The organism is Mycobacterium sp. 1245805.9, assembly GCF_001672915.1.
GTDB lineage: Bacteria > Actinomycetota > Actinomycetes > Mycobacteriales > Mycobacteriaceae > Mycobacterium.
The window spans coordinates 130,053-150,678 of sequence record NZ_LZKR01000029.1; the positions used below are offsets into that span (position 1 = coordinate 130,053).

General features: G+C 68.3%; 22 protein-coding genes, 1 tRNA gene and 1 pseudogene. 7 read left to right on the forward strand and 17 right to left on the reverse strand.

The features are described from left to right. Positions 1 to 8 precede the first annotated feature (8 nt). The 4 genes from A9X00_RS04960 to A9X00_RS04975 form a co-directional block, all read right to left on the reverse strand. A complete protein-coding gene (locus tag A9X00_RS04960; protein ID WP_369830713.1) occupies positions 9 to 833 on the reverse strand; it encodes an SCO1664 family protein in 825 nt (274 codons plus the stop codon). Continuing rightward, a complete protein-coding gene (locus A9X00_RS04965) occupies positions 817 to 1,404 on the reverse strand; it encodes a DUF3090 domain-containing protein (RefSeq protein ID WP_067149846.1) in 588 nt (195 codons plus the stop codon). The genes A9X00_RS04960 and A9X00_RS04965 overlap by 17 nt, the downstream gene beginning before the upstream one ends. Before the next feature lie 63 nt (positions 1,405 to 1,467). After that, positions 1,468 to 2,235 carry a histidine phosphatase family protein gene (locus A9X00_RS04970; protein ID WP_067149849.1) on the reverse strand — a complete coding sequence of 256 codons (768 nt, stop codon included), beginning with the start codon at positions 2,233 to 2,235 and terminating at the stop codon, positions 1,468 to 1,470. Positions 2,236 to 2,286: 51 nt separating this feature from the next. After that, positions 2,287 to 2,589 carry a hypothetical protein gene (locus A9X00_RS04975; RefSeq protein ID WP_067149853.1) on the reverse strand — a complete coding sequence of 101 codons (303 nt, stop codon included), beginning with the start codon at positions 2,587 to 2,589 and terminating at the stop codon, positions 2,287 to 2,289. A gap of 113 nt (positions 2,590 to 2,702) precedes the next feature. Between A9X00_RS04975 and A9X00_RS04980 the strand changes: the two genes are divergently transcribed. The 5 genes from A9X00_RS04980 (at position 2,703) to A9X00_RS05000 (ending at position 9,104) form a co-directional block, all read left to right on the forward strand. Further along, on the forward strand, positions 2,703 to 3,767 hold the full coding sequence (locus tag A9X00_RS04980) for a YncE family protein (RefSeq protein WP_369830714.1): 1,065 nt from the start codon (positions 2,703 to 2,705) through the stop codon (positions 3,765 to 3,767). Continuing rightward, a complete protein-coding gene (locus A9X00_RS04985) occupies positions 3,764 to 4,027 on the forward strand; it encodes a DUF5703 family protein (protein WP_067149855.1) in 264 nt (87 codons plus the stop codon). Before A9X00_RS04980 ends, A9X00_RS04985 begins: the two co-directional genes overlap by 4 nt. After that, positions 4,027 to 5,118, forward strand: coding sequence for a quinone-dependent dihydroorotate dehydrogenase (locus A9X00_RS04990; RefSeq protein ID WP_067149858.1), 1,092 nt, complete (start codon positions 4,027 to 4,029; stop codon positions 5,116 to 5,118). The genes A9X00_RS04985 and A9X00_RS04990 overlap by 1 nt, the downstream gene beginning before the upstream one ends. Positions 5,119 to 5,340: 222 nt before the next feature. Then, a complete protein-coding gene (locus A9X00_RS31155; RefSeq protein WP_067149861.1) occupies positions 5,341 to 7,362 on the forward strand; it encodes a PE family protein in 2,022 nt (673 codons plus the stop codon). Positions 7,363 to 7,469: 107 nt separating this feature from the next. After that, entirely contained in the window at positions 7,470 to 9,104 is a 1,635-nt protein-coding gene (locus A9X00_RS05000; protein ID WP_067149863.1) for a PE domain-containing protein, read from the forward strand. A 42-nt stretch (positions 9,105 to 9,146) separates the two neighbouring features. On the opposite strand, the gene A9X00_RS05005 is transcribed toward A9X00_RS05000, so the two are convergent. The 4 genes from A9X00_RS05005 to A9X00_RS05020 are packed head-to-tail and all read right to left on the reverse strand — an operon-like array spanning position 9,147 to position 12,744. Further along, on the reverse strand, positions 9,147 to 10,535 hold the full coding sequence (locus A9X00_RS05005; protein ID WP_067149867.1) for an HNH endonuclease signature motif containing protein: 1,389 nt from the start codon (positions 10,533 to 10,535) through the stop codon (positions 9,147 to 9,149). Between the two features lie 53 nt (positions 10,536 to 10,588). Further along, positions 10,589 to 10,801 (reverse strand): hypothetical protein, encoded by a 213-nt coding sequence (locus A9X00_RS05010; RefSeq protein ID WP_067149870.1) that lies wholly within the window; start codon positions 10,799 to 10,801, stop codon positions 10,589 to 10,591. A gap of 39 nt (positions 10,802 to 10,840) precedes the next feature. Beyond that, positions 10,841 to 11,371: a YbhB/YbcL family Raf kinase inhibitor-like protein gene (locus A9X00_RS05015; protein WP_067149872.1), complete on the reverse strand. Its 531-nt coding sequence runs from the start codon at positions 11,369 to 11,371 to the stop codon at positions 10,841 to 10,843. Between the two features lie 26 nt (positions 11,372 to 11,397). Next, positions 11,398 to 12,744, reverse strand: a complete 1,347-nt coding sequence (locus A9X00_RS05020) for a M20/M25/M40 family metallo-hydrolase (protein WP_156771925.1) — start codon at positions 12,742 to 12,744, stop codon at positions 11,398 to 11,400. A 123-nt stretch (positions 12,745 to 12,867) separates the two neighbouring features. On the opposite strand from A9X00_RS05020, the gene A9X00_RS05025 reads away from it, so the two are divergent. After that, positions 12,868 to 12,953: transfer RNA gene (locus A9X00_RS05025), tRNA-Leu, on the forward strand. 146 nt (positions 12,954 to 13,099) lie between these two features. On the opposite strand, the gene A9X00_RS30530 is transcribed toward A9X00_RS05025, so the two are convergent. Beyond that, positions 13,100 to 13,300, reverse strand: coding sequence for a hypothetical protein (locus tag A9X00_RS30530; protein ID WP_067149878.1), 201 nt, complete (start codon positions 13,298 to 13,300; stop codon positions 13,100 to 13,102). Positions 13,301 to 13,446: 146 nt separating this feature from the next. Between A9X00_RS30530 and A9X00_RS05035 the strand changes: the two are divergent. Next, positions 13,447 to 14,133, forward strand: a pseudogene (locus A9X00_RS05035) (phosphoribosyltransferase); the annotation flags it as partial. Between the two features lie 3 nt (positions 14,134 to 14,136). Here the strand turns inward: A9X00_RS05035 and A9X00_RS05040 are convergent. The 8 genes from A9X00_RS05040 to ftsQ form a co-directional block, all read right to left on the reverse strand. Next, positions 14,137 to 14,481, reverse strand: a complete 345-nt coding sequence (locus tag A9X00_RS05040) for a phage holin family protein (protein WP_067149884.1) — start codon at positions 14,479 to 14,481, stop codon at positions 14,137 to 14,139. 93 nt (positions 14,482 to 14,574) lie between these two features. Further along, positions 14,575 to 15,387 (reverse strand): DivIVA domain-containing protein, encoded by an 813-nt coding sequence (locus tag A9X00_RS05045; protein WP_067149887.1) that lies wholly within the window; start codon positions 15,385 to 15,387, stop codon positions 14,575 to 14,577. A 229-nt stretch (positions 15,388 to 15,616) separates the two neighbouring features. Beyond that, entirely contained in the window at positions 15,617 to 15,919 is a 303-nt protein-coding gene (locus tag A9X00_RS05050) for a YggT family protein (protein WP_067149893.1), read from the reverse strand. Positions 15,920 to 16,036: 117 nt separating this feature from the next. Beyond that, on the reverse strand, positions 16,037 to 16,675 hold the full coding sequence (gene sepF / locus A9X00_RS05055) for a cell division protein SepF (RefSeq protein WP_067149895.1): 639 nt from the start codon (positions 16,673 to 16,675) through the stop codon (positions 16,037 to 16,039). 65 nt (positions 16,676 to 16,740) lie between these two features. Beyond that, the gene (locus A9X00_RS05060; protein ID WP_067149898.1) at positions 16,741 to 17,517 is read right to left on the reverse strand and encodes a YggS family pyridoxal phosphate-dependent enzyme; all 777 of its coding nucleotides are present in this window, start codon (positions 17,515 to 17,517) and stop codon (positions 16,741 to 16,743) included. 5 nt (positions 17,518 to 17,522) lie between these two features. Further along, a complete protein-coding gene (gene pgeF / locus A9X00_RS05065; protein WP_067149901.1) occupies positions 17,523 to 18,230 on the reverse strand; it encodes a peptidoglycan editing factor PgeF in 708 nt (235 codons plus the stop codon). A 49-nt stretch (positions 18,231 to 18,279) separates the two neighbouring features. Next, entirely contained in the window at positions 18,280 to 19,431 is a 1,152-nt protein-coding gene (ftsZ, locus tag A9X00_RS05070; protein ID WP_067149955.1) for a cell division protein FtsZ, read from the reverse strand. A 239-nt stretch (positions 19,432 to 19,670) separates the two neighbouring features. Continuing rightward, complete coding sequence (ftsQ, locus tag A9X00_RS05075) at positions 19,671 to 20,585, reverse strand: cell division protein FtsQ (protein WP_067149904.1); 915 nt, start codon at positions 20,583 to 20,585, stop codon at positions 19,671 to 19,673. Positions 20,586 to 20,626: the final 41 nt, after the last annotated feature.

Here is a 20,626-nt window from a genome sequence, read left to right on the forward strand (position 1 = left end):
CAGAAGCTTCAGAACGCCGGCCACGGAATGGGGCGGTGCCGGTTGGGCCCGGGCATGACCGGGTTGTCCAGCAGCCGGCACGCGCGCCGGCGCAGCGCCTCGATTTCCGCGCTGGTGATGTGGTCGGCCAGTTCGTCGGCGAACGGGCCGGTGAGCGACTCGGCGAGCCCGGCGATCGCCTCGCACGTGTGGTCGTCGATCGGCTTGCCCGCCCAACCCCACAGCACCGTGCGCAGCTTGTTCTCCACATGCAGCGACACCCCGTGATCGACCCCGTAGATGTGGCCCTCGAGGTCGCGCAAGACGTGGCCGCCCTTGCGGTCGGCGTTGTTGATCAGAACGTCGAACACCGCCATCCGCCACAACCGGATGTCGTCGGCGTGCACCAGGATGACCTCGTCGCCGGCGTAGTCGTAGGCCCGCAGCACCGGCAGGTAGCCCGGCTGCAGCTTGTTGGCGGGAAACAGGTCGACCAGGTCCGGGCCCGGCGGCGGGTCGGAGTCGGCCGCGTCGCCGGCCTGCTCCACCCACAGCTGGAGCATGCCCGGGCCCGCCGGGCCGTGCCGAATGATGGTGTAGGGCACGATGTTCCAACCCAACTGCGTCGCTATCCGGTACGCGGCGAGTTCGCGACCGGCCAGCGTCCCGTCGGGGAAATCCCACAGCGGCGCCTCGCCGGAGACAGGCTTGTAGACGCAGTGCACGCTGGCCTCGCCAAGCGTCGACTCGCACAGGAAGGTGGCGTTGCTGGCGGAGCGGATGCGTCCGAGGACCGTCAGCTCGCCGTCCCGCAGCACCTCCCGCTCGTGCGCCTCGTTATTCCTCTGGTTCATCGTCGGGCCCGAGCAGCGCGCTGCGCTTGTAACCGTTGGTGCGCGCGCAGATGTGGCCCTCGGGGTCCAACGGTTCGTCGCACAGTGGGCACGGCGGACGGCCGGCCGAGATGACGCGATTGGAGCGGGTGGCGAACTGGCGCGCGGACTCCGGCGTAAGGAACACGCGCACCGCGTCGGGACCCTCCTCGGTGTCGTCGAGCACGACGGATGCGTCGAACTCGGCGTCGGTGACGGCCAGCAACTCGACCACCACCGTCTGCGCCTCCGAGTCCCAGCCGAGGCCCATGGTGCCGACCCGGAATTCGGCGTCGACGGGCGTGATCAACGGGCTGAGGTCGTCGATCTCGGCGGGCTCGGGGGGAACCGGCGTGCCGAACCTGCGGTTCACCTCGAGCAGCAGCGCGCCGATACGCTCCGCGAGCACCGCGACCTGTTGCTTCTCCAAGACCACCGACACCACCCGCGAATCGCCCACGGCCTGTATGTAAAACGTGCGATTTCCGGGCTGGCCGACGGTCCCGGCCACGAAGCGGTCGGGCGTGCGGAAGACGTGAATTGCGCGGGCCATGGCACCTCCAAAATACCGGGTGTTGCCGTTGCCGTGCGATTCGATTGCCCCGCCCCAGGGAAACTAATCAGTCGACCCGCCGACCACCGCGTCGCTCGTCGGCACCCCTTCGGCCGGCCCGGTTTGCGACTCGCCTTTCGACTCATCGTGAGCCTCATCACCCTTGGACTCGTCCTTCGGTGGGGGCCCCGCCCGCAGCGCCGCGGACAGCCGGGCGCCGGTGTGGTTGACGTGCAACACGAACGGCCGCAGCGGGGTGTAGCGGATCACGGTCACCGACCCGGGGTCGGCGGTGATGCGCTGGAACCCGTCCAGGTGCATGCCGTACGCGTCGGCGACGACGGCTTTGATGACGTCGCCGTGGGTGCAGGCGACCCAGAGCGCGTCGGCCCCGTCTTCGCCGCCAATTTTCAAGGCCAGCCGCCGGTCGTGCGCGCGGATCGCCGCGACGGCGCGCGCCTGCACCTGCGCCAGGCCCTCGCCGCCGGGGAACACCGCCGCGCTGGGGTGGGCCTGGACCACCCGCCACAACGGCTCCTTGGTCAGCTCGCCGATCTTGCGGTTCGTCCAGTCGCCGTAGTCCACCTCGGCGAGCTCGTCGTCGATCAGCGGCTCGAGGCACAGCGCTTCGGCCAGCGGCTCGACGGTGCGCCGGCAACGCAGCAGCGGGGAGGTGACCACCGCGCGGATCGGCAGGTCCCCGATCCGGTCGATCAGCCCGGCGGCCTGCTCGCGCCCCTTGTCGTCGAGGTCGACGCCCTCCGAGCGCCCAGCCAGCACACCGGCGGTGTTCGAGGTGGAGCGGCCATGCCTGAGCAGGATGACGGTCACGACGATGACCGTACTCGGTACGCGCCGGCGCGTCGGGGTGTGAGTGGTTGGCTAGCGGGAGACGGGCACCGCGTGCGCGATGGAGTCGCGCACCGCGGCCGTCAGGCTGCGCTCGTCGGTGAGGTCGATCTCGACCAGGCCGCGGATCGCCCGCGCGACCACGTCCTCGGCCTGCGGAACGGGGCCGGAAAGGCGTGGCCGGTAAATTTCGACGACGAGGGACCAGTGCTCGATGTGGAAGGAGAAGCTGCGCCCATCGCCGAGTTGTCCGTACCCGCTGGCAAAGATTCCCGTCGAGATGTCCTCGACAGCAAACTCTTTGTCTGCGACATGCCGGTCAACGATGACGGTCATGACGCGACCATACCTCTCCAGTCCGACCCCATGCAGGCAACATGGCCATATTGGATGCGAAACCGTTCCCTAAAATTTGACTTTCACGTGGGTGACGCGAGGGAAAATAATTGCTGCGACAACATAGAGGAGCCAAACTGGCATTCCAGCGCCTCTTCTTTACGCTGACGTTTTTGCTGGTAGCCGTGGCGGGCTGCTCGGGAGATTCGCTCGGTAGCGCGCCGCCCACGATCGAACCGGCCCAGCCAGCCGTCTCACCGCCGGCGTCGCAGCCCGCGGCCGGCACGGTGCGACAGCTGAGCGGCCACGCCGCCGCGGCAATCTTCGACGGCGCCACGCATCAACTGGCCGTCCTGACCCCCGGCGCCGACCCGGAGGCGCCCGCCACCCTCACCGAGCTCGGCGATCCGCCGGCCGCGCCGCGGGTGGTCGACCTGCCCGGCCCGGCGACCGCTTTGACCGGCGACGGCCGCGGCACCGCCTTCCTGGCCACCCGGGGCGGCTACTTCGCGGTCGACCTGGCCGCCGGAGGCGTTACCCGCGTGCCCGTCGCCAACGCCCAGCAGGTCGACTTCACCGCGGTCGCCCAGCGCGCAGACGGAACCCTGGTGCTGGGGACCGCGGACGGCGCCGTCTATACCTTCGCCTCCCGGACACCGGCCTCGGTCCGGAGCGCCACCATCAGCAGCCGCAACAAGATCTTCGCCCGCGTGGATGCGCTTGTGGCGCAAGGGAATACGATAGCCGTCCTGGATCGGGGCCAGACCTCGGTGACGACGATCGGCGCTGACGGCCGCGCCGAGCAGGCGCTGCGCGCCGGAGAGGGCGCGACCACCCTGGCCGCCGACCCGCTGGGCAGAGTCCTGGTCGCCGACACCCGCGGCGGGCAGCTGCTGGTCTACGGCGTCGACCCGCTGATCCTGCGCCAGGCCTACCCGGTGCGGCAGGCGCCGTACGGCCTGGCCGGTTCCCGCGGGCTGGCCTGGGTGTCCCTCACCGCGGCGAACCTCGTCATTGGTTACGATCTGTCAACCGGAATTCCCGTCGAAAGGGTGCGATACCCAACCGTGCAGCAACCCAACTCACTGGCCTTTGACGAAGCGTCGGGCACCTTGTACGTGGTGTCGGGGTCGGGTGCGGGTGTCCAGGTCATCGACCACGCGGCGGGCGCGCCATGACGAGCCGTCCCGCGCCGCGGTGGAGTCGGCTGCCGGCGGGTTGGGAAGCGGAGATGTCCGACGAATACGAATGGATCCCGCTGCGCCTGCCGCCCGAAGTGACGCGGCTCAGCGCGTCCATCCGGCTATCCATCGAGGCCGAATATCGCGGCTGGGAACTCACCCGGGTTCGGCTCTACACCGACGGCAGCCGACGGGTGTTGTTGCGCCGCAAGAAAACTCGACTGGACAGCCGACGCCCCGATCAACCGGAATTGTGATGTACCGGCTTACCCGCCGGCTGTTGTTCCTGTTCCCGCCCGAGCGCATTCACACGCTGGTGTTCGCGCTGCTGCGCGCCGTGACGGTCCTTCCCGTCGTGCGGCGGTCGCTGCACCGACGGCTCGGCCCGACCGATCCGGTGCTGGCCAGCACGGTGTTCGGGGTGCGTTTCCCGGGACCGCTGGGCCTGGCCGCCGGCTTCGACAAGGACGGCAAGGGGCTGCTCACCTGGGGCGCGTTGGGGTTCGGGTACGCCGAGGTGGGCACCGTCACGGCACAGCCCCAGCCCGGCAACCCCGGCCCGCGACTGTTCCGGCTGCCCGCCGACCGGGCCCTGCTGAACCGGATGGGGTTCAACAATCGCGGCGCCGGCGCGCTGGCGATCCGCCTCTCCCATCGCCGGCCTGATGTGCCGATCGGGATCAACATCGGCAAGACCAAGGCGGTCGCGGCCGCCGACGCCATCGGCGACTACCGGGCCAGCGCCCGGCTGGTCGGGCCGCTCGCGTCGTATCTGGTGGTCAACGTCAGCTCGCCGAACACCCCGGGCCTGCGCGACCTGCAGGCGGTGGAGTCGCTGCGGCCCATCCTGCAGGGCGTCCTGCTGGAGGCCTCGACGACGTCGACGCCGGTGCTGGTCAAGATCGCGCCGGATCTTTCCGATTCCGACGTCGACGACATCGCGGACCTGGCCGTCGAGCTGGGCCTGGCCGGAATCGTCGCGACCAATACCACTGTTTCGCGGGGGGGCCTGGCCACTTCCGGGGTGGAAACGCTGGGTCCGGGCGGCATATCGGGGCCGCCGGTCGCGCCCAGGGCCGTCGAGGTGCTGCGCCGGCTCTACGGCCGGGTCGGCGACCGCCTCGTGCTGATCAGCGTGGGGGGCATCGAGACGGCCGACGACGCGTGGGAGCGGATCACCGCGGGAGCGTCGCTGCTGCAGGGCTACACCGGCTTCATCTACGGAGGGGGCTTGTGGCCCAAGCACATTCACGACGGCATCGCCCGCCGCCTGCGCCACGGCGGCTTCGCCTCGCTCGGCGACGCTGTGGGGTCCGCGGCCGTCGACCCAGGCAGGCCGGCGGGATAGCTCAGGCCGGCCTGGGCGGGTCGGGAAAGGCGTCTTATTTGGCGTGTGTCGATTAAAGGGGTTGAACGCCTTGCCAATACGTGCCGCACCATGCGGGTTGTGCATTTGTAGAACGAACTGCTAGAAACAGCAACAACTCGGGTTTAGCGTGTCACAATTTGGTGAATAGTGTGACCGGTATCTCAGTTGGCTAATCGGGAGAGCCTTCGAGGGGAGACGGACATGTCATTTGTAATTGCTGCGCCAGAGACGGTCGAGGCCTTCGCCGGGGATTTGGCGGGCATCGGTTCCACACTGCGAGAGGCCACCGCGGCCGCGGCGGGCCAGACGACCGCCATCACCACCGCTGCCGCCGATGACGTGTCGCTCGCCATCTCGCAGTTGTTCGGCTCCTACGGGCAGCAATTCCAGGCGATGTCCGCTCAGGCTGCGGCCTTCCACAACGAGTTTGTGAACCTGCTGAACGGCGGCGCGGCGGCCTACCTCAGCACCGAGATCGCCAATGCCGGCGCGGCCGCGTCCGACCCACTGCTCGGCGGGCTTCTCGGCGGCGGTGGCGGCGGCTTGCTCGGCGGCGGCGGCCTGCTCGGCGGCTCGTCCGGCAGCGGCGGCCTGCTGGGCGGACTCGACGGACTGCTCGGCCTGGGCACCGGAGGGGGCGGGCTGCTCGGCGGCCTGAACAGCGGCTTGACCCAGCTCTTCGGCCCCTTCAACAGCATCGGTACTCAAATCGCCAACACCTTCGGCTCCTTCTTCAACCCGGCGAGCCTCGGTGCATTCCCGTCTTTGGGCAACTTCTTCCCGCCGATAAACCTGGGCAACTTGACGCCTGGCCTCAGCCTCACTACCGGGCCGTTCGCCGCGTTGGGCCCGACCCTCAACGGCATCGGACTGGACATCGGCAACTTCTTCTCCAACGAGCTGAACAACGGGATAACGCTGTCCAACCTTGCGGGCATTGGCACCGGGCTCTTCCAAGACGTGCCACTACTGCAGGGTCTGGTGAATTCGTTGTTCCCAGGTCTGTTCGCGCCGGTGCCACCCGGCAGCCCGGCACCCTACCCCAACCCGTACACCGTCCTCTTCCAGCACACCTACACGAACCTGAACCTGATGGGCTCGCGGTGGATGAGCCATCCGTTCCCGGTCGTGAGCCAAATCATCGCCAACCAGAGTCACTACGCGCAGCTCGTCGAAAGTGCAGTCGCGTACGACCTACCGGGTTTCCCGGCCAACGTGGCGCCGAACGTCCAACTCGCCATCCAGGGCGCCTCGACGTTCAACCCGGCCGCCATCGGACAGGACTTCGTCGGCGGCATCACCGGCTTCGGCGGGACCGTCACCTCGTCGTTCACCAAGATGGGCACGGACCTCCAGGGCACATTGCCCGCCGCGCTCCGCGACATGTCCGAGGCCCGGGACGCGGTAGCCGTCGGCAACTACTTCCTGGCGGTGCAGGACGCGGCGCACGCGCCGATCGACCTGTTCATTACGGGATTCGATACCAGCCACCTGGCGATCAGCGGCGGGATCACCCAACTCATCCCGCCGGTCTTGGACATCACCATTGCGGGACCGGTCGGGCTGGAGGGCCCGGTAGCCGACTTGCTGCCGATCCTGACAGCCATCGGGCAGCAGCCGGTGGGCGTGGCCAGCCTGGCCCCGCACGGGTCCATCCCGGGAATGATGTTGGGCAACTTCGCCAACGCGATCGACGTACTCGTCAACGCAAACGTCACGGCGAATTTCGCCCTAACCGCGGCGGCCTTGCCTCCGGGCGTCACACTTGCGGGCCAAGCCACATTCGGGTTGCCGTTGCAGCTGGGCTTCGCGATTCTGGGCCCGCCGTTCGCCATGGCGAACGGAATCGCCTATGGCGCGACGGCCTTCGGTGCGGCGGCGCAGACCGGCAACGTCCTGGGAATGCTGAACGCGATCGGGGATATGCCGGCCTTCGCCCTGGACGGCCTCCTCAACGGACAGCTACTGGTGGATCTGCCGCTGCCCATCACGGTGACGGGTCCGGGAGGGGTACCGATCACACTGCCGGCCACAGCCCACGTGCCGTTCGACGGGCTCCTTACTCCGCCGGAGCCGCTTACGGTCACAATTCCGTTGGACATTTTCGGCATCGATATCCCCATCAACCAGACCCTCGGTGGCACGGAATTCGGCGGCCTCTTCCCGACGCTGCTGATCGACCTTCCGGACGCGATAGCCGCGGCAATCACACCCACCAGCTAGCTGGACCCTCAGACAGGCACCGAAACTCGGCATTTCGGGTGCGTGTGGGCCCTGCATTTGCGAACATGGCCGCATATGCGGAGGCAGCGTAAGTCGAGGGGGAAGGTATGTCCTTTCTAGTCGCCACGCCGGAAATGGTGTCAGCGGCGGCCGCGAGTTTGGCGAAGATCGGCACCACCCTCGGCGAGGCCACGTCGGCCGCTGCGGGCTCCACCACTAGCGTCGTCGCCGCGGGCGCCGACGACGTGTCGGCCGCGATCTCGCGACTATTCGGCTTGTACGGTCAGCGATTTCAGGCTCTGATCGCCCAGGCGGCGACGTTTAACAACGAATTCTCGAATCTGTTGAACGACGGGGCGGCGGCTTACCTCGGCACCGAGATCGCCAACGCGGCCAACGCGATCGGCGCGCCCGCCGCGGCCACGGATCCGATCCTCGGCGGCCTGGGCCCGATCCTCGGCGGTGGTGGCGGAGGCGGCGGGGTCCTGGGCGGGCTGCTCGGCGGGAACCCGCTGGGATCGGTCTTCAGCGGCGCCGGCCAGCAAATCGGTTCCTTCTTGACCGCTCAGTGGGACGGGATCCAGGTCAGGCTGCTGCCATCGTTGTTTGCGGCCGGGACGACCGCGTCCCAGGCCGGCGGCCCGTGGCAGATGCTTTTCGCCAACACCAGCGCCAACCTGCAAACCATCGGCAACGACTGGATGTCCGACCCGTTCCCGGCACTGCGCCAGGTCATCAGCAACCAGAATGGTTACGCGCAGATGGTCGGGTCTGTCGTGTCAAGCCAGCTGCAGAACTTCCCCACCACGCTGGCCAACGTTCCGGCGAACATCCAAATCAGTATCCAGGGCACCTCGACATTCGTGCCGGCGATGCAGGGGTTCATCAACGAGCAGAACAGCTACAACGCCGCGATCGACGCGGGACTGCAGAAGGTCGTTGCGGACCTGCAAAAGACCTTCCCGGTCTTCGAAAACGACCTGAACATGGCCGGCAATTCGGTCATGACGGGCGACTACCACGGCGCGGTCCAGGCCGTCCCGCGCGCATTCCTGGACCTGTTCCTTAGCGGAATCGACATCAACGCCATCGGGGTCGACCCCACCAACCCGATGCTCCTGAGCGCGCCTTCCTATACGGTGCAGGGCCCGGCGGGAGACCTCATCCCCCTGCAGTCCATTGCGGCCGCGCAGGAACAGTCGCTCGTCCGCCTGCTCCCGCCGGGCTCGATCCCCCAACAGATGGCGCAGCACTTCGTCAGTGCGATCAACACGACCACCCTTCCGTTGGGCTTCGCGATCATCGGCCCGCCGATCGCCGCCCTTGACGGGTTCGCAACGGGCGCCACGGTGTTCGGGGCGGCACTTCAGAGCGGAAACGGAGTAGCGGCGATCGGCGCGCTCGTCGACCTGCCCGCCTACACCCTGAACGGCTTCCTCAACGGCCAGGTCGTCATCGACCTCACGATCCCGGTGACCGAGACGATCACCATCGGCGCCATCGGGCCGCTCCCGGCCACCACCATCGTCGCCGCCAACACACCGATCGTGGTGCACATGCCCTTCGCGGGCATTCTCGCACCGCCCCAACAGATCTCGGCGACGCTGGAAGTCGAAACGGGGACACCCCTGCAGCCGCCCCAACTCGTCACGATCACCCTCGGCGGCACGGAATTCGGCGGCCTGATCCCCGAATTGGTGAACTTCATGCCACGTCAGATCGCCGAGGCGATCGCATCGTAGGCGAGCCATCGAACGTCACGGCGGCGTCAAAGGTCGGCTAGGTTAGGCTGCCCCGTCTTCGTCGCCTTCGTCTTCTTCGTCTTCTTCGTCTGACCAGAGTTCTTCGGGGTGGTGGAAGGTGTTGGTTCTGGGTTGGCCGTTGTCGAGATGCGGTGGTGGGATCCATTCGGTGGTGCCGTCTTTGCGTTTTCGGGTGGTCCAGCCGCCGGGTTTGACCAGCGGATGATCCGATCCGCAGGCCAGGGTCAGTGTGTCGATGTCGGTGCAGTGGGTGGTGGCCCAGTCCTCGACATGGTGGACCTCACACCAGTACCCGCGCACATCGCAACCCGGGCGGGTGCAGCCACGATCCTTGGCGTACAAGACGATTCGCTGGCCGGGCGAGGCCAGCCTTTTCGTGTGGTACAGCGCCAAAGGGTGGCCTTTGTCGAAGATCGCCAAATACTGGTGTGCGTGGCGGGCGAGGCGGATCACGTCCGACATCGGCAAGATGGTGCCCCCGCCGGTCAGGCCCTTGCCGGCGGCGGCCTCGAGGTCCTTCAGCGTGGTGGTCACGATGATCGACGCCGGTAACCCGTTGTGCTGGCCCAGCTTTCCCGACGCCAAAAGCGCGCGTAGCGCGGCGTTGAGCCCGTCGTGATTGCGCTGCGCCGCGGTGCGGGTATCGCGGCGCTGGGCCATCTCATCGGGTGGATCGTCGACGACGGGAGTGTCGTCCTCGGGATTGCACATACCCGGGGCGGCCGTCTTGGCCAACACCGCCTCCACGGTGGCGCGCGCCTCGGGCGTCAGCCAGCCGCGCAGCGGTGACATGCCGTCGATGCCTTGTTTGCCCAGGCTCACCCCACGCCGGCGGGCGCGGTCCTCCTCGGTGTAGCTGCCGTCGGGATTGAGGTAATGGGCGAGCACGTCTGCCCACTCACCCACCTGTTCGGGGCGATACTGGGCGGCCAGCTTGGCCAGATCGGCCTCGGCCCGTTCGCGCGTTTCGGCGTCCACCCAGCAAGGCAACTCCTCGAGGAATCGCCGAATCACCCGCACGTGACCGGCGCCGGCCAGCCCCGCCCGCTGGCCGGCCGCGGTGGCCGCCAACCGCGGCGCCAACGGCTCCCCCGTCAGCGCCTGGCGTGGTCCCAAGTCGGCGGCCTCGGCCACCCGCCGGCTGGCCTCCCCGCGGGTGATGCGCAGCCGCTCGGCCAGCGCGTGAGACAGCCTGCCGCCCAACTCCGCCGGCGTGGCCTGCGCCGCGAGCTGATTGATCAGCGCATGCCCGGGCACCGGCAACCGCCGCGCCTCCTGCTCGAGGCGCTCCAACAGCGCCAGCCGCTCGGGGGTCGTCAGCGCGTCATAGGAATGCCCCACGATGCGCGACACCACGGCACGCAACGCGTCGAAATCCGCGACGATCTCCTCACGCGTACTCGAACTCATGTTCGAAACAATACGCCGGCCCACCGACAAGAACCGCGTACGAGGTGTGCCTGCTAACCGCCCCGCCCCAAGCCCGCGTTCCCGGTGAACGGGTTGGTCAGCTTGTAACGCACGGTCGCCACCTTCGACCGCAGGGACTCATAGCGTGCTATCAACGTCAGGAGTTCGCGAGCGGTCAATCCGTCGAGGGCCAACTCCGAGCAACGACGCAACTCCGCCTCGATGTGGTCCAAAGCCAAAACGATCCGGTCATCGATTGAATGCATGCCCGGAAAGTACGGCTGCCCACCGACAAGGCCAGAGAGCTAATGCTGTTCGTAGGTGCCGTATAGGTAGGCGCGCGCGATCGCGTGCTGGAACAGGTTGAACCCCAGGAACGCCGGGCTGGCGTCTTCGGGCAGGTCGAGCTTCTCGACATCCACGGCGTGCACCGCGACGTAGTAGCGGTGCGGGCCGTGGCCCGGAGGCGGCGCGGCCCCGACGTACCGGCGCATGCCGGCGTCGTTCACCAAAGTCAGTGCGCCGCCGGGCAAATCGCTGCCGTCGCCGGCATTGTCGGGCAGCTCGGTGACGTTCGCGGGCAGGTTGGCCACCGCCCAGTGCCAGAAGCCGGACAGCGTCGGGGCGTCCGGGTCGTAGACGGTGACCGCGAAGCTGCGGGTCTCCTCGGGGAACCCCGACCAGCTCAGCTGCGGGCTGACGTCCTCCCCGCCGGCGCCCATGATCCCGCTGACCTGCGGGGTGGCCAGCGGCTGCCCGTTGGTGATCGAGTTCGAATTCAGGCTGAACGACGGCAGTTTGGGCAGCGCGTCGTATGGGTCGGCTGGCAGGCTCATCGGCGATCCTCTCGTTTGGTTGTCTGCTAGCAGTGCGTCAGGAAGTGTTCCAGCACCTCGGTGCCGAACCTCAGCGCCTCGATGGGTACCCGTTCGTCGACGCCGTGGAACAACGCGGCGAAATCCAGATCCGGCGGCAGCCGCAGCGGGCTGAAGCCGAAACAACGAATCCCCAAGCGCGCGAAGGCTTTCGCGTCGGTCCCACCGGACAGCATGTAGGGCACCGTCCGGCCGTCCGGGTCGACCGACAGCACGGCGGCGTTCATGGCGTCGACCAGTTCGCCGTCGAAGCTGGTCTCGTACGACGGGTGGTCCCTGATCCATTCGCGAGTCACGTTGGGGCCGAGCAGCTGGTCCACCTCGGCCTCGAACGCCGCCTTGCGGCCCGGCAGGATGCGGCAGTCCACCACCGCCTCCGCCGTTGCCGGGATGACGTTGGCCTTGTATCCGGCCTTGAGCATCGTCGGGTTGGCGGTGTCGTGCAGGACGGCCTTGAGCATGCGGGCCATCGGGCCGAGCTTGTCGATCGTCCCCGCCAGGTCACCCGAATCGATGTCGAAGGTGAGTCCGGTCTCCTCGCTGACGGCGGCCAGGAACTGCTGGACCGTGTCGGTCACCACGAGCGGGAACTGGTGCCTGCCCAGCCGGGCGACCGCCTCGGCGACGGCCGTGACGGCGTTCTGGTCGTGCACCATCGACCCGTGTCCGGCCGGGCCCTGGGCGCTCAGCCGCATCCAGCACATCGCCTTCTCGGCCGTCTCGATCAGGTAGAGCCGGCGCTCTCCCCCGTCGCGGCGCGGCACGGTCAGGGAAAACCCGCCCACTTCGCCAATCGCCTCGGTGACGCCTTCGAACAGCTCCGGCCGGTGATCGACCAACCATTGCGCCCCGTAGTGACCGCCGTGCTCCTCGTCGGCGACGAACGCGAACACCAGATCGCGCGGCGGCACGATGCGGTCCCGCTTCAACCGCCGGGCGACCACGAGCATCATGCCGACCATGTCCTTCATGTCGACCGCGCCGCGGCCCCAGACGAAACCGTCGCGGATCGCGCCCGAGAACGGGTGCACGGTCCAATCGGCGGGCTCGGCCGGGACCACGTCGAGATGCCCGTGGATCAGCAGCGCGCCGCGCGAGCTGTCCGCGCCCTTCAGGCGGGCGACCACGTTGCCCCGGCCGGGTGCGCCGGACTCGATGTATTGCGGGAGGTAGCCGACCTCTTGGAGCTGCTCGGCGACCCATTGCGCGCACTCGGCCTCGCCCCGTGTGGTCTCGGGTTCGCCGGTGTTGGTGGTGTCGAACCGGATCAGCTTGCTGACGACCTCGACCACGTCATCGAAGCGATTGGACGGCGGCTCGGTGTGATCGGTCACAACCACCTTTCCTACCACTGCCGGCGCCGCCGGGCTCGGCCCGGAACCCCCGGCGCCCGGCGAGCTAACTTGGGTCCGCACGGGCCGATCCGATAGCCTTAGCTGCCAACTCTCGTTGGTCTGGTCCGAGTGGCGGAATGGCAGACGCGCTAGCTTGAGGTGCTAGTGCCCTACTAATGGGCGTGGGGGTTCAAGTCCCCCCTCGGACACGCGACTGAGGCGAGCGAAATGAACGCTCGCGTTCATTTCCGAGCCGATGGAGTGTGTTGAGCGGCGAAGCCGCGATCACACATGGGTTCGACGACTGGAGCCGATGGAGTGTGTTGAGCGGCGAAGCCGCGATCACACGCGGGTTTTACGGGCCAATATGCCGCTTCGGCGGCGGGTAGACGGACCTGGCGATCGTCGCCGACAGCCAGCCGATACCCCATCCGAAGCCAACCAGCAGGAACGTGCGCCGGGTGTCGGCGCCCGCTACCGCCGAAACCCCGATCAAGATGACGGCCCACACCATCGCGCAGGCAATACTGTAGGCCGTGTATGTGCGCCGACTCATTTCGCCGTTCCTCTCGTGTCGCCGCCAATTCCCCTCGCGCACAAGGCTATCTGAGTGATGAAACTCACCGCGAGAATCCGGCCCCATGACCTTCTTCGCGAACCCCGACGCCGCACGTAGGCTAGGTAAAGGCCACTAGCCTCCGAATGCGACCCATGAACCCACCGAGCGGCTTTCTTCGGCGAACGGCGATCCGCACTTTCCGCGACCGTCGCGAGGCCGGACGCGTGCTCGCCGAGCAGCTGGCTTCCTACCGCGGCAGGGACGATCTGCTGGTCTTCGGTCTGGCCCGCGGCGGCGTCCCGGTCGCGTGGGAAATCGCCGCGGCACTGCACGCCCCGCTCGACGTGTTCCTGGTCCGCAAGCTCGGGGTGCCGCGCTGGTCGGAGCTCGCGATGGGCGCGCTGGCCAGCGGCGGTGGGGTGGTGATGAACGACAACGTGGTGTCCAGCCTGCACATCACCGACGAACAGGTCCGCGAGGTGGTCGCCAGCGAGACCGCCGAACTGCACCGGCGCGAGCAGGCGTACCGGGGCGGGCGCCCCATCGCCGACCCGCGGGGCAAGACCGTGATCCTGGTCGACGACGGCATCGCCACGGGGGCCAGCATGCTGGTCGCCGTCCGGGCCCTCCGGGCCGCGGGACCGCGGTCGATCGTCGTTGCGGTCCCGGTCGGTCCCTCGTCGACGTGCCGCGAGATCGGGCAGGAGGCCGACGACGTGGTGTGCGCGACCATGCCGCCCGGATTCGAAGCCGTCGGACAGGTCTACGCCGACTTCCACCAGGTCAGTGACGATGAGGTCCGCGAGCTGCTGAATACGCCGACCGGCTGAGGGTTACTTGGCGCGGTCGTCGCCCGGTACCGCCGACTCGTCGCTGGTTTCGAGCCCCTGCGACGACTCGCCGACGGTGGTGTCCTCGGAAGCGGCGGGTTGCTCGCCCTCCTCCGGGACCTCCTCGGGGTAATCGACCGGCGAGTCCTCGTCCTCGTCGGCCTCCACCGGTTGCTCGCCCCCCGCGTCGCGCCGCTGCCGTTCCCGCAGCGCGTCGATGATCAGCAGCACCACGCCCAGGACGCTGGCGCCGATGCACACCCAGGCGACCAACTCGTTGCTGGTGACGACGGCGAACACCAACGCGACGAGCCCGATCAGGGCGAGTACCAGCGCAATGATCAGCATCGGCCATCCTCCAGGCGACGAGCGGGACTGCCAGGTCTAGTGCAGGTTAGTGCGCCGCCCGCGGCTTGGCGAGGACCCGGCACGGCTGCCAGGCTAGTTATTACCCCGATTGAACTGATCGAACCCGCCGGCATCGGCGCTGGAGTCGACAGGTGCCGCCGACCCACGCTGGCCGAGTTCCTCGAGCTGAGACTCGAGGTAGGTCTTCAGGCGGGTGCGGTATTCGCGCTCGAACGTGCGCAACTGCTCGAGGCGGCCCTCCAGCACGGTGCGCTGCTGGTTGATGGTTCCCATGATTTCGGAGTGCTTGCGTTCGGCGTCGGCCTGCAGGGCGTCGGCCTTCTCCTGGGCCTGCCGCAGCTGGGTCTCCGAGCGGCTCTGGGCGTCGGCCAGCATCGCGTCGGCACGCTGCCGGGCCTCGGCGACGGTGGTCTCGGCGGTGTGCTTGGCCTCGCTGAGGATCTGGTCGGCGTTGGCGCGCGCGTCGGCCAGCATCTTGTCCGATTCGGCCTTGGCGGTGCTGGTGAGCCGGTCGGCGGTGTCCTGGGCCAGGCTCAGCACCCGGGCGGCCTTGAGGGCCTGCTCCTCGTTGGTTCCCGCCGACGCCGCGGGGGCCGCGGGCGGCGGGGGCGCTACGACGGGCGCCGGCTTGACCGGCTCGGGTTCGGGCTCGTAGGTAGGGATCGCCTGGGTGGGCTGGGCGGCGCCACCACCGCCGCCGGCGGCCAGCTCGCGGTCCAGCTCCTCGATGCGTTGACGCAGATCGGAGTTCTCCTCGATGAGCCGCGTCAGCTCGTTTTCCACCAGGTCGAGGAAGGCGTCGACCTCGTCTTCGTTGTAACCGCGCTTGCCGATCGGCGGCTTACTGAACGCCACATTGTGGACGTCGGCTGGTGTAAGCGGCATTGTTCGTCCCCTCGAGTTCCTGTCAAACGATCTGGAAAGTGTAGAACGGAGTGGTTGCCGTCGTGCAACTGCCGTCCATCCTGTCACACCAGACCCGGCGGTAGCCGATTAGCCCAATAATTAAGAACCAATTTCAAACACTAAGACCAATAAAATCCAAACCCTTAAAGTTTTTAAATCGCGGCCGCCGAACCGACGCTAAAACGTGGCCGAACCGTCTCCCGCTTCGTCAGGGCGCGGCTCCCGCCGCGGCGCCGAACGCCAGTTGCATGCCGATGAACGCGACCAGCAGCAGCACCATGATCGACAGGTCGAAGCGGACCGCCCCGATGGTGAGCTGCGGGATCAGCCGCCGCAGCAGTTTCACCGGCGGGTCGGTGATCGACATGATGATCTCGAGAACCACCACCGTGATGCCGGTGGGATGCCAGTCACGGCTGAACGAACGGATGAACTCGACGACGACCCGGGCGATCAGCAGCAGCCAGAAGATGAACAGCGCGAACCCAAGGATCTGAAAGAACAGCACCAACTGGAGCCCCGACCTTACCGATGAGATGACCCGAATATCAGCCGCCAGCGTACCGAGTCAGCGGTGCGGGCACACACCACACGGGCACTGACCTGCTAGGCGGCAGGCCGGGAGCACCTATTGGTAAGCGTAAAAACCGGTTTCGGCGATCCTCCGACGCTCCTCGGGTGACACGTCGACGTCGGCGGGCGACAGCAGGAACACCTTGGTCGCGACCTTGTCGAACGAGCCGCGCAGCGCGAAGGCCAGGCCGGCGGCGAAGTCGACGAGGCGCTTCGCGTCGGCGTTGTCCATCGACACCAGGTCCATGATGACCGGGGTGCCGTCGCGGAACCGCTCACCGATGGTGCGCGCCTCGCTGTAGTCCTTGGGCCGCAACGTGGTGATCTTCGACAGCGGGCTGCCTTCTTCGAACAGCATCGCCATCCGGCGCGGGTCCATCGCCAACGCGCCGCGCGTCGAGTTCCGCAGCCACGACCCCAGGCGGGGGCGGCTCATCTCGGGACGGTCGAACTCGCGCGGGCTGTAGCCCCGCTCCTCCGGGTAGCCGCCGCGGTAGCTCGGCGGGTAGTCGGCGGGCTCGCCGCGCGGGTCCCGGAGATCCTCGTAGTCGCGCCCGTCATAGCGGCCGTACCCGTCGTCGAAGCGCGGGCGGGGGAATCCGCGGGAGGGCGCCCGGTCGTCGTAGTACTCGTCGTCGTAGTCCTCCATCGGAGCCATACCGAAGTAGGCCTTGACTTTGTGCAGTGTGCTCATCGCTTAACCCTTCTAGCCCCTGGGATTATTGGTGTCTGTGATGAAGGTGTGACTACAGTGACTAATTACGGTGACGGTAGCCGCCGCGGACCCAATAGCGCGGTACCGACACGCACACATGTCGAACCATGTTTGACGGCGATTTCGAAGTCGCTGGACATGCCGGCGGACAGGCCCACCGCGTCCGGGTGCGATTCGAGCACCCGGCGATGCTCCGATCGCAGCAGGTCGAAGGCCCGCTCGGGGTCCCAGTCCAGCGGCGGGATGCCCATCAGGCCGAGCAGTTTCAGGCTCTTGGAGTCCGCGACCTGAGCGCAGACCTGATCGACGGCGCCGGACCCGGTGATGTCGACGCCGCCGCGGGACACGTCGCCGTCCAGGCTGACCTCGACGTAGACGCGCAGCGGCTCCGACCGGCGCCCCTCCGACCGGGCGGTCGACACCGCCCGATCGAGCGCGGTCACCAGCCGCGTGCTGTCGACCGAGTGGGCGGTGTGCGCCCAGTTGGCCAGCGAGCGCGCCTTATTGCGCTGAATGCGGCCGACCATGTGCCAGTGCATATTCGGTAAGTCCGCAAGCGCCGAACTAGCGGCCAACCGCGCGACTTCGGCGACCTTCGCCGCGGCTTCCTGGTCGCGAGATTCGCCAACACACCGACAACCCAATCGAGACAAAATCGCTACATCGGTTGCTGGAAAGAATTTGGTAATGGGGAGAAGTTCAATTTCGCTGACATTGCGGCCCGCCGCTTCCGCGGCCGCCGCAAGTCGAGAACGCACCCCCGCCAATGCGAGTGTCAATTCCGTTTCGCGGTCTCCCCCGTCGGGCATGCCCACCGCCATTGCGGTCACTCCATCCAGACCAGCGACGCCAGCCGACCCGTCGGCGCGTCCCGGCGATGACTGAACAGCGTCGGGTCGGCCACCGTGCAGCGAGGGTCGACGTCGATCGCCGTGACGCCCAAATCCCTTAGCTGGCAAGCGATTCCGGCCCGAAGATCCAGCCCGGGTGTGCCCGACGAGGTGGTGGTGCGGCTGCCGGGCAGCGCCGCCTCGACCTCGTCGGCCATCGCGGCGGGCACCTCGTAGTTCCGGCCACTGACCGCCGGTCCGAGGAGCGCCGAGATGTCGCCGGCCTGCGCGCCGAGCCCGAGCATCGCCTCCACCGCGCGGGCCACCACCCCGCGCTGCGCGCCGACGCGCCCGGCGTGCACGGCGGCGACCACGCCGGCGCGCGCGTCGGCCAGCAGCACCGGGACGCAGTCCGCCGTCACCACCGCCAGCGCCAATCCCGGTGTGCCGGTTACCAACGCGTCGGTCGTGTCGACCGCGGTGTCCCGCGGCCCGTCGACCACCTCGACCCGATCGCCGTGCACCTGGTTCATCCACACGATCCGGTCGGCGCCGAGTCCGAGAGCTGCGGCCAGCCGGGATCGGTTGGCGGCCACCGCCGCCGGGTCGTCACCGACGTGGTCACCCAGGTTGAAGGTGTCGAACGGCGGCGCCGAGGCACCGCCCGCGCGGGTGGTGGTCACCCTTCGGATGCGAACGCTCACGTGACCAGTATCCGGACGGCCGGGCCGTTCCCGTGTCACGCGCACGACGTCAGCGGCGCATGAACGGCGGCACGTCGACGTCGTCGTCGTCGCCGCCAATACTCAACGTCGCGCCATTGGTGTGCACGGGCACGCTCACCGCGTCGACGGGTTCGAACAGCGTCGAGGTCAGCTTGCCGGCCTTCGCCGACTCGATCCGGTGCGCGCCGGACTTCTCCGCGGCGCTGCCCCCGATGACCGGCTTGCGGCCCGGCCCGCTGGCCTCGAAGCCCGCGGCGATGACGGTGACGCGCACCTCGTCGCCCAGCGAGTCGTCGATGACGGTGCCGAAGATGATGTTGGCGTCCTGGTGGGCAGCGTCCTGCACCAGCGAGGCGGCCTCGTTGATCTCGAACAGGCCCAGGTCGCTGCCGCCGGCGATCGACATCAGCACGCCCTGGGCGCCCTCCATCGACGCCTCCAGCAGCGGCGAGTTGATCGCGATCTCGGCGGCCTTGAGCGAGCGGCCCTCGCCGCGCGCCGAGCCGATCCCCATCAACGCGGTGCCCGCGCCGGACATGATGCCCTTGACGTCGGCGAAGTCGACGTTGATCAGGCCGGGCGTGGTGATCAGGTCGGTGATGCCCTGCACGCCGTTGAGCAGCACCTCGTCGGCGCTGCGGAACGCGTCCATCAGTGATACCGCGGCGTCGCCCATCTGCAGCAGCCGGTCGTTGGGGATCACGATCAGCGTGTCACAGCTCTCCCGCAGCGCGGCGATGCCGCTTTCGGCCTGATTGCCGCGCCGCTTGCCCTCGAACGAGAACGGCCGGGTGACCACGCCGACGGTCAGCGCGCCCAGCTTGCGGGCGATGCTGGCCACGACGGGCGCCCCGCCGGTGCCGGTCCCGCCGCCCTCGCCGGCGGTGACGAACACCATGTCGGCCCCGCGCAGCAGCTCTTCGATCTCGTCCTTGGCGTCCTCGGCGGCCCGGCGCCCGACCTCCGGGTCGGCCCCGGCGCCCAGCCCGCGGGTGGAGTCGCGCCCGACGTCGAGCTTGACGTCGGCGTCGCTCATCAACAGCGCCTGCGCGTCGGTGTTGATGGCGATGAACTCCACGCCCTTGAGGCCCTGCTCGATCATCCGGTTGACGGCGTTGACGCCGCCGCCACCGATACCCACAACCTTGATGACGGCCAGGTAGTTGTGCGGGGGGGTCATCATTACTTCTTCCTCCCTGGTGGGACTCGGTGTGTCCGCTTGGCAAACCCTCAACCTCAACCATAGAGTTAGAGTTATGTCAAGTAGTTCCGCGCAAACAGAACGGTATGGGTCCGGCGGGCGCTAATCCCGCAGGCGCGCCGACGCGCGGCACGCAAATTTTTTGTCTCACCGAGCGTGCGGCTGGCCGCACGCTGGGCGCCGAGCGTGCGGCAGGCCGCACATTCGGGGCCCGGGACCTACTTGACCGTCGGCAGATCGGGGCTGGACACGTCGTAGGTCCGCCCGGGCTGGGTCAGCAGCGCGGCCAGCTTCTCGGCCTTCTCCTCGGTGCGGTCGGTGGTCCCCCAGATCACGACCCGCCCGTCGCCCAGCGTCAGCGTGATCGAGGCGACCGAGGGCGCCGCGATCCGGGCCACCTGGCCGGAGACCTCCGGGCGCAGCGCGATCAGCACCTGCAGCGCGGCCTTGGTCGCCGGGTCGCTGGGCCCGGGGTCGGCGACGTCGATGTAGGGCAGCGCCGGGGGCGGCGGGGCGGTCGCGAAGTCGACGCCGTCGCGGTCGAACAGGTGCGGGCCGTCCGGAAAGTCCTTCACCACCAACGGCACCCGCTCGACGATCGTGATGCGCAGGGCCGACGGGTACTGCCGCTGGACGCGCGCGCTGGCCACCCGCCGGATCGCGGCCACCCGCTCGGCGACCTGGTTGGTGTTGATCTGCAGCAGCGGCGTGCCGGGCCGCACCCGGGCCGCGTCCAGCACCTCCTCGCGGGTCACCGTGCCGGTTCCGGTGACGACGATCTCGCGCGCCGACATCGCGGGCGTGAAATACAGCACCAGCCCCAGCCCGACGCCGACGACGGCCACCACCACGCTGATGAGCAGCATCTTGAGGCCCCGGACGACGCCGCGGGTCGCGGGTTTCGGCTGGTTGACGATGCGCCCGCTGGCCTGGCGCTTGGCCTCGCGGCGGGCCTCCTCGATGGCCCGGGCGCGCGCCTGCGCGGCGCGGCGCTCGGCCCGTACGCGGCGGGCCCGCCGGCGCGGGCCCTCGAATTCCGCCTGCTCTTCGGGCGCGGCCTCGCCTTGCTGCCCGGTCGCGAGGGGTTCGGTGATCACGCCGTCGGCGGAGTCGGGCTGGGGCTGGTGCTGTATTTCACGCCCGCGATGTCGGCGCGCGCGAACATCGTCACCGG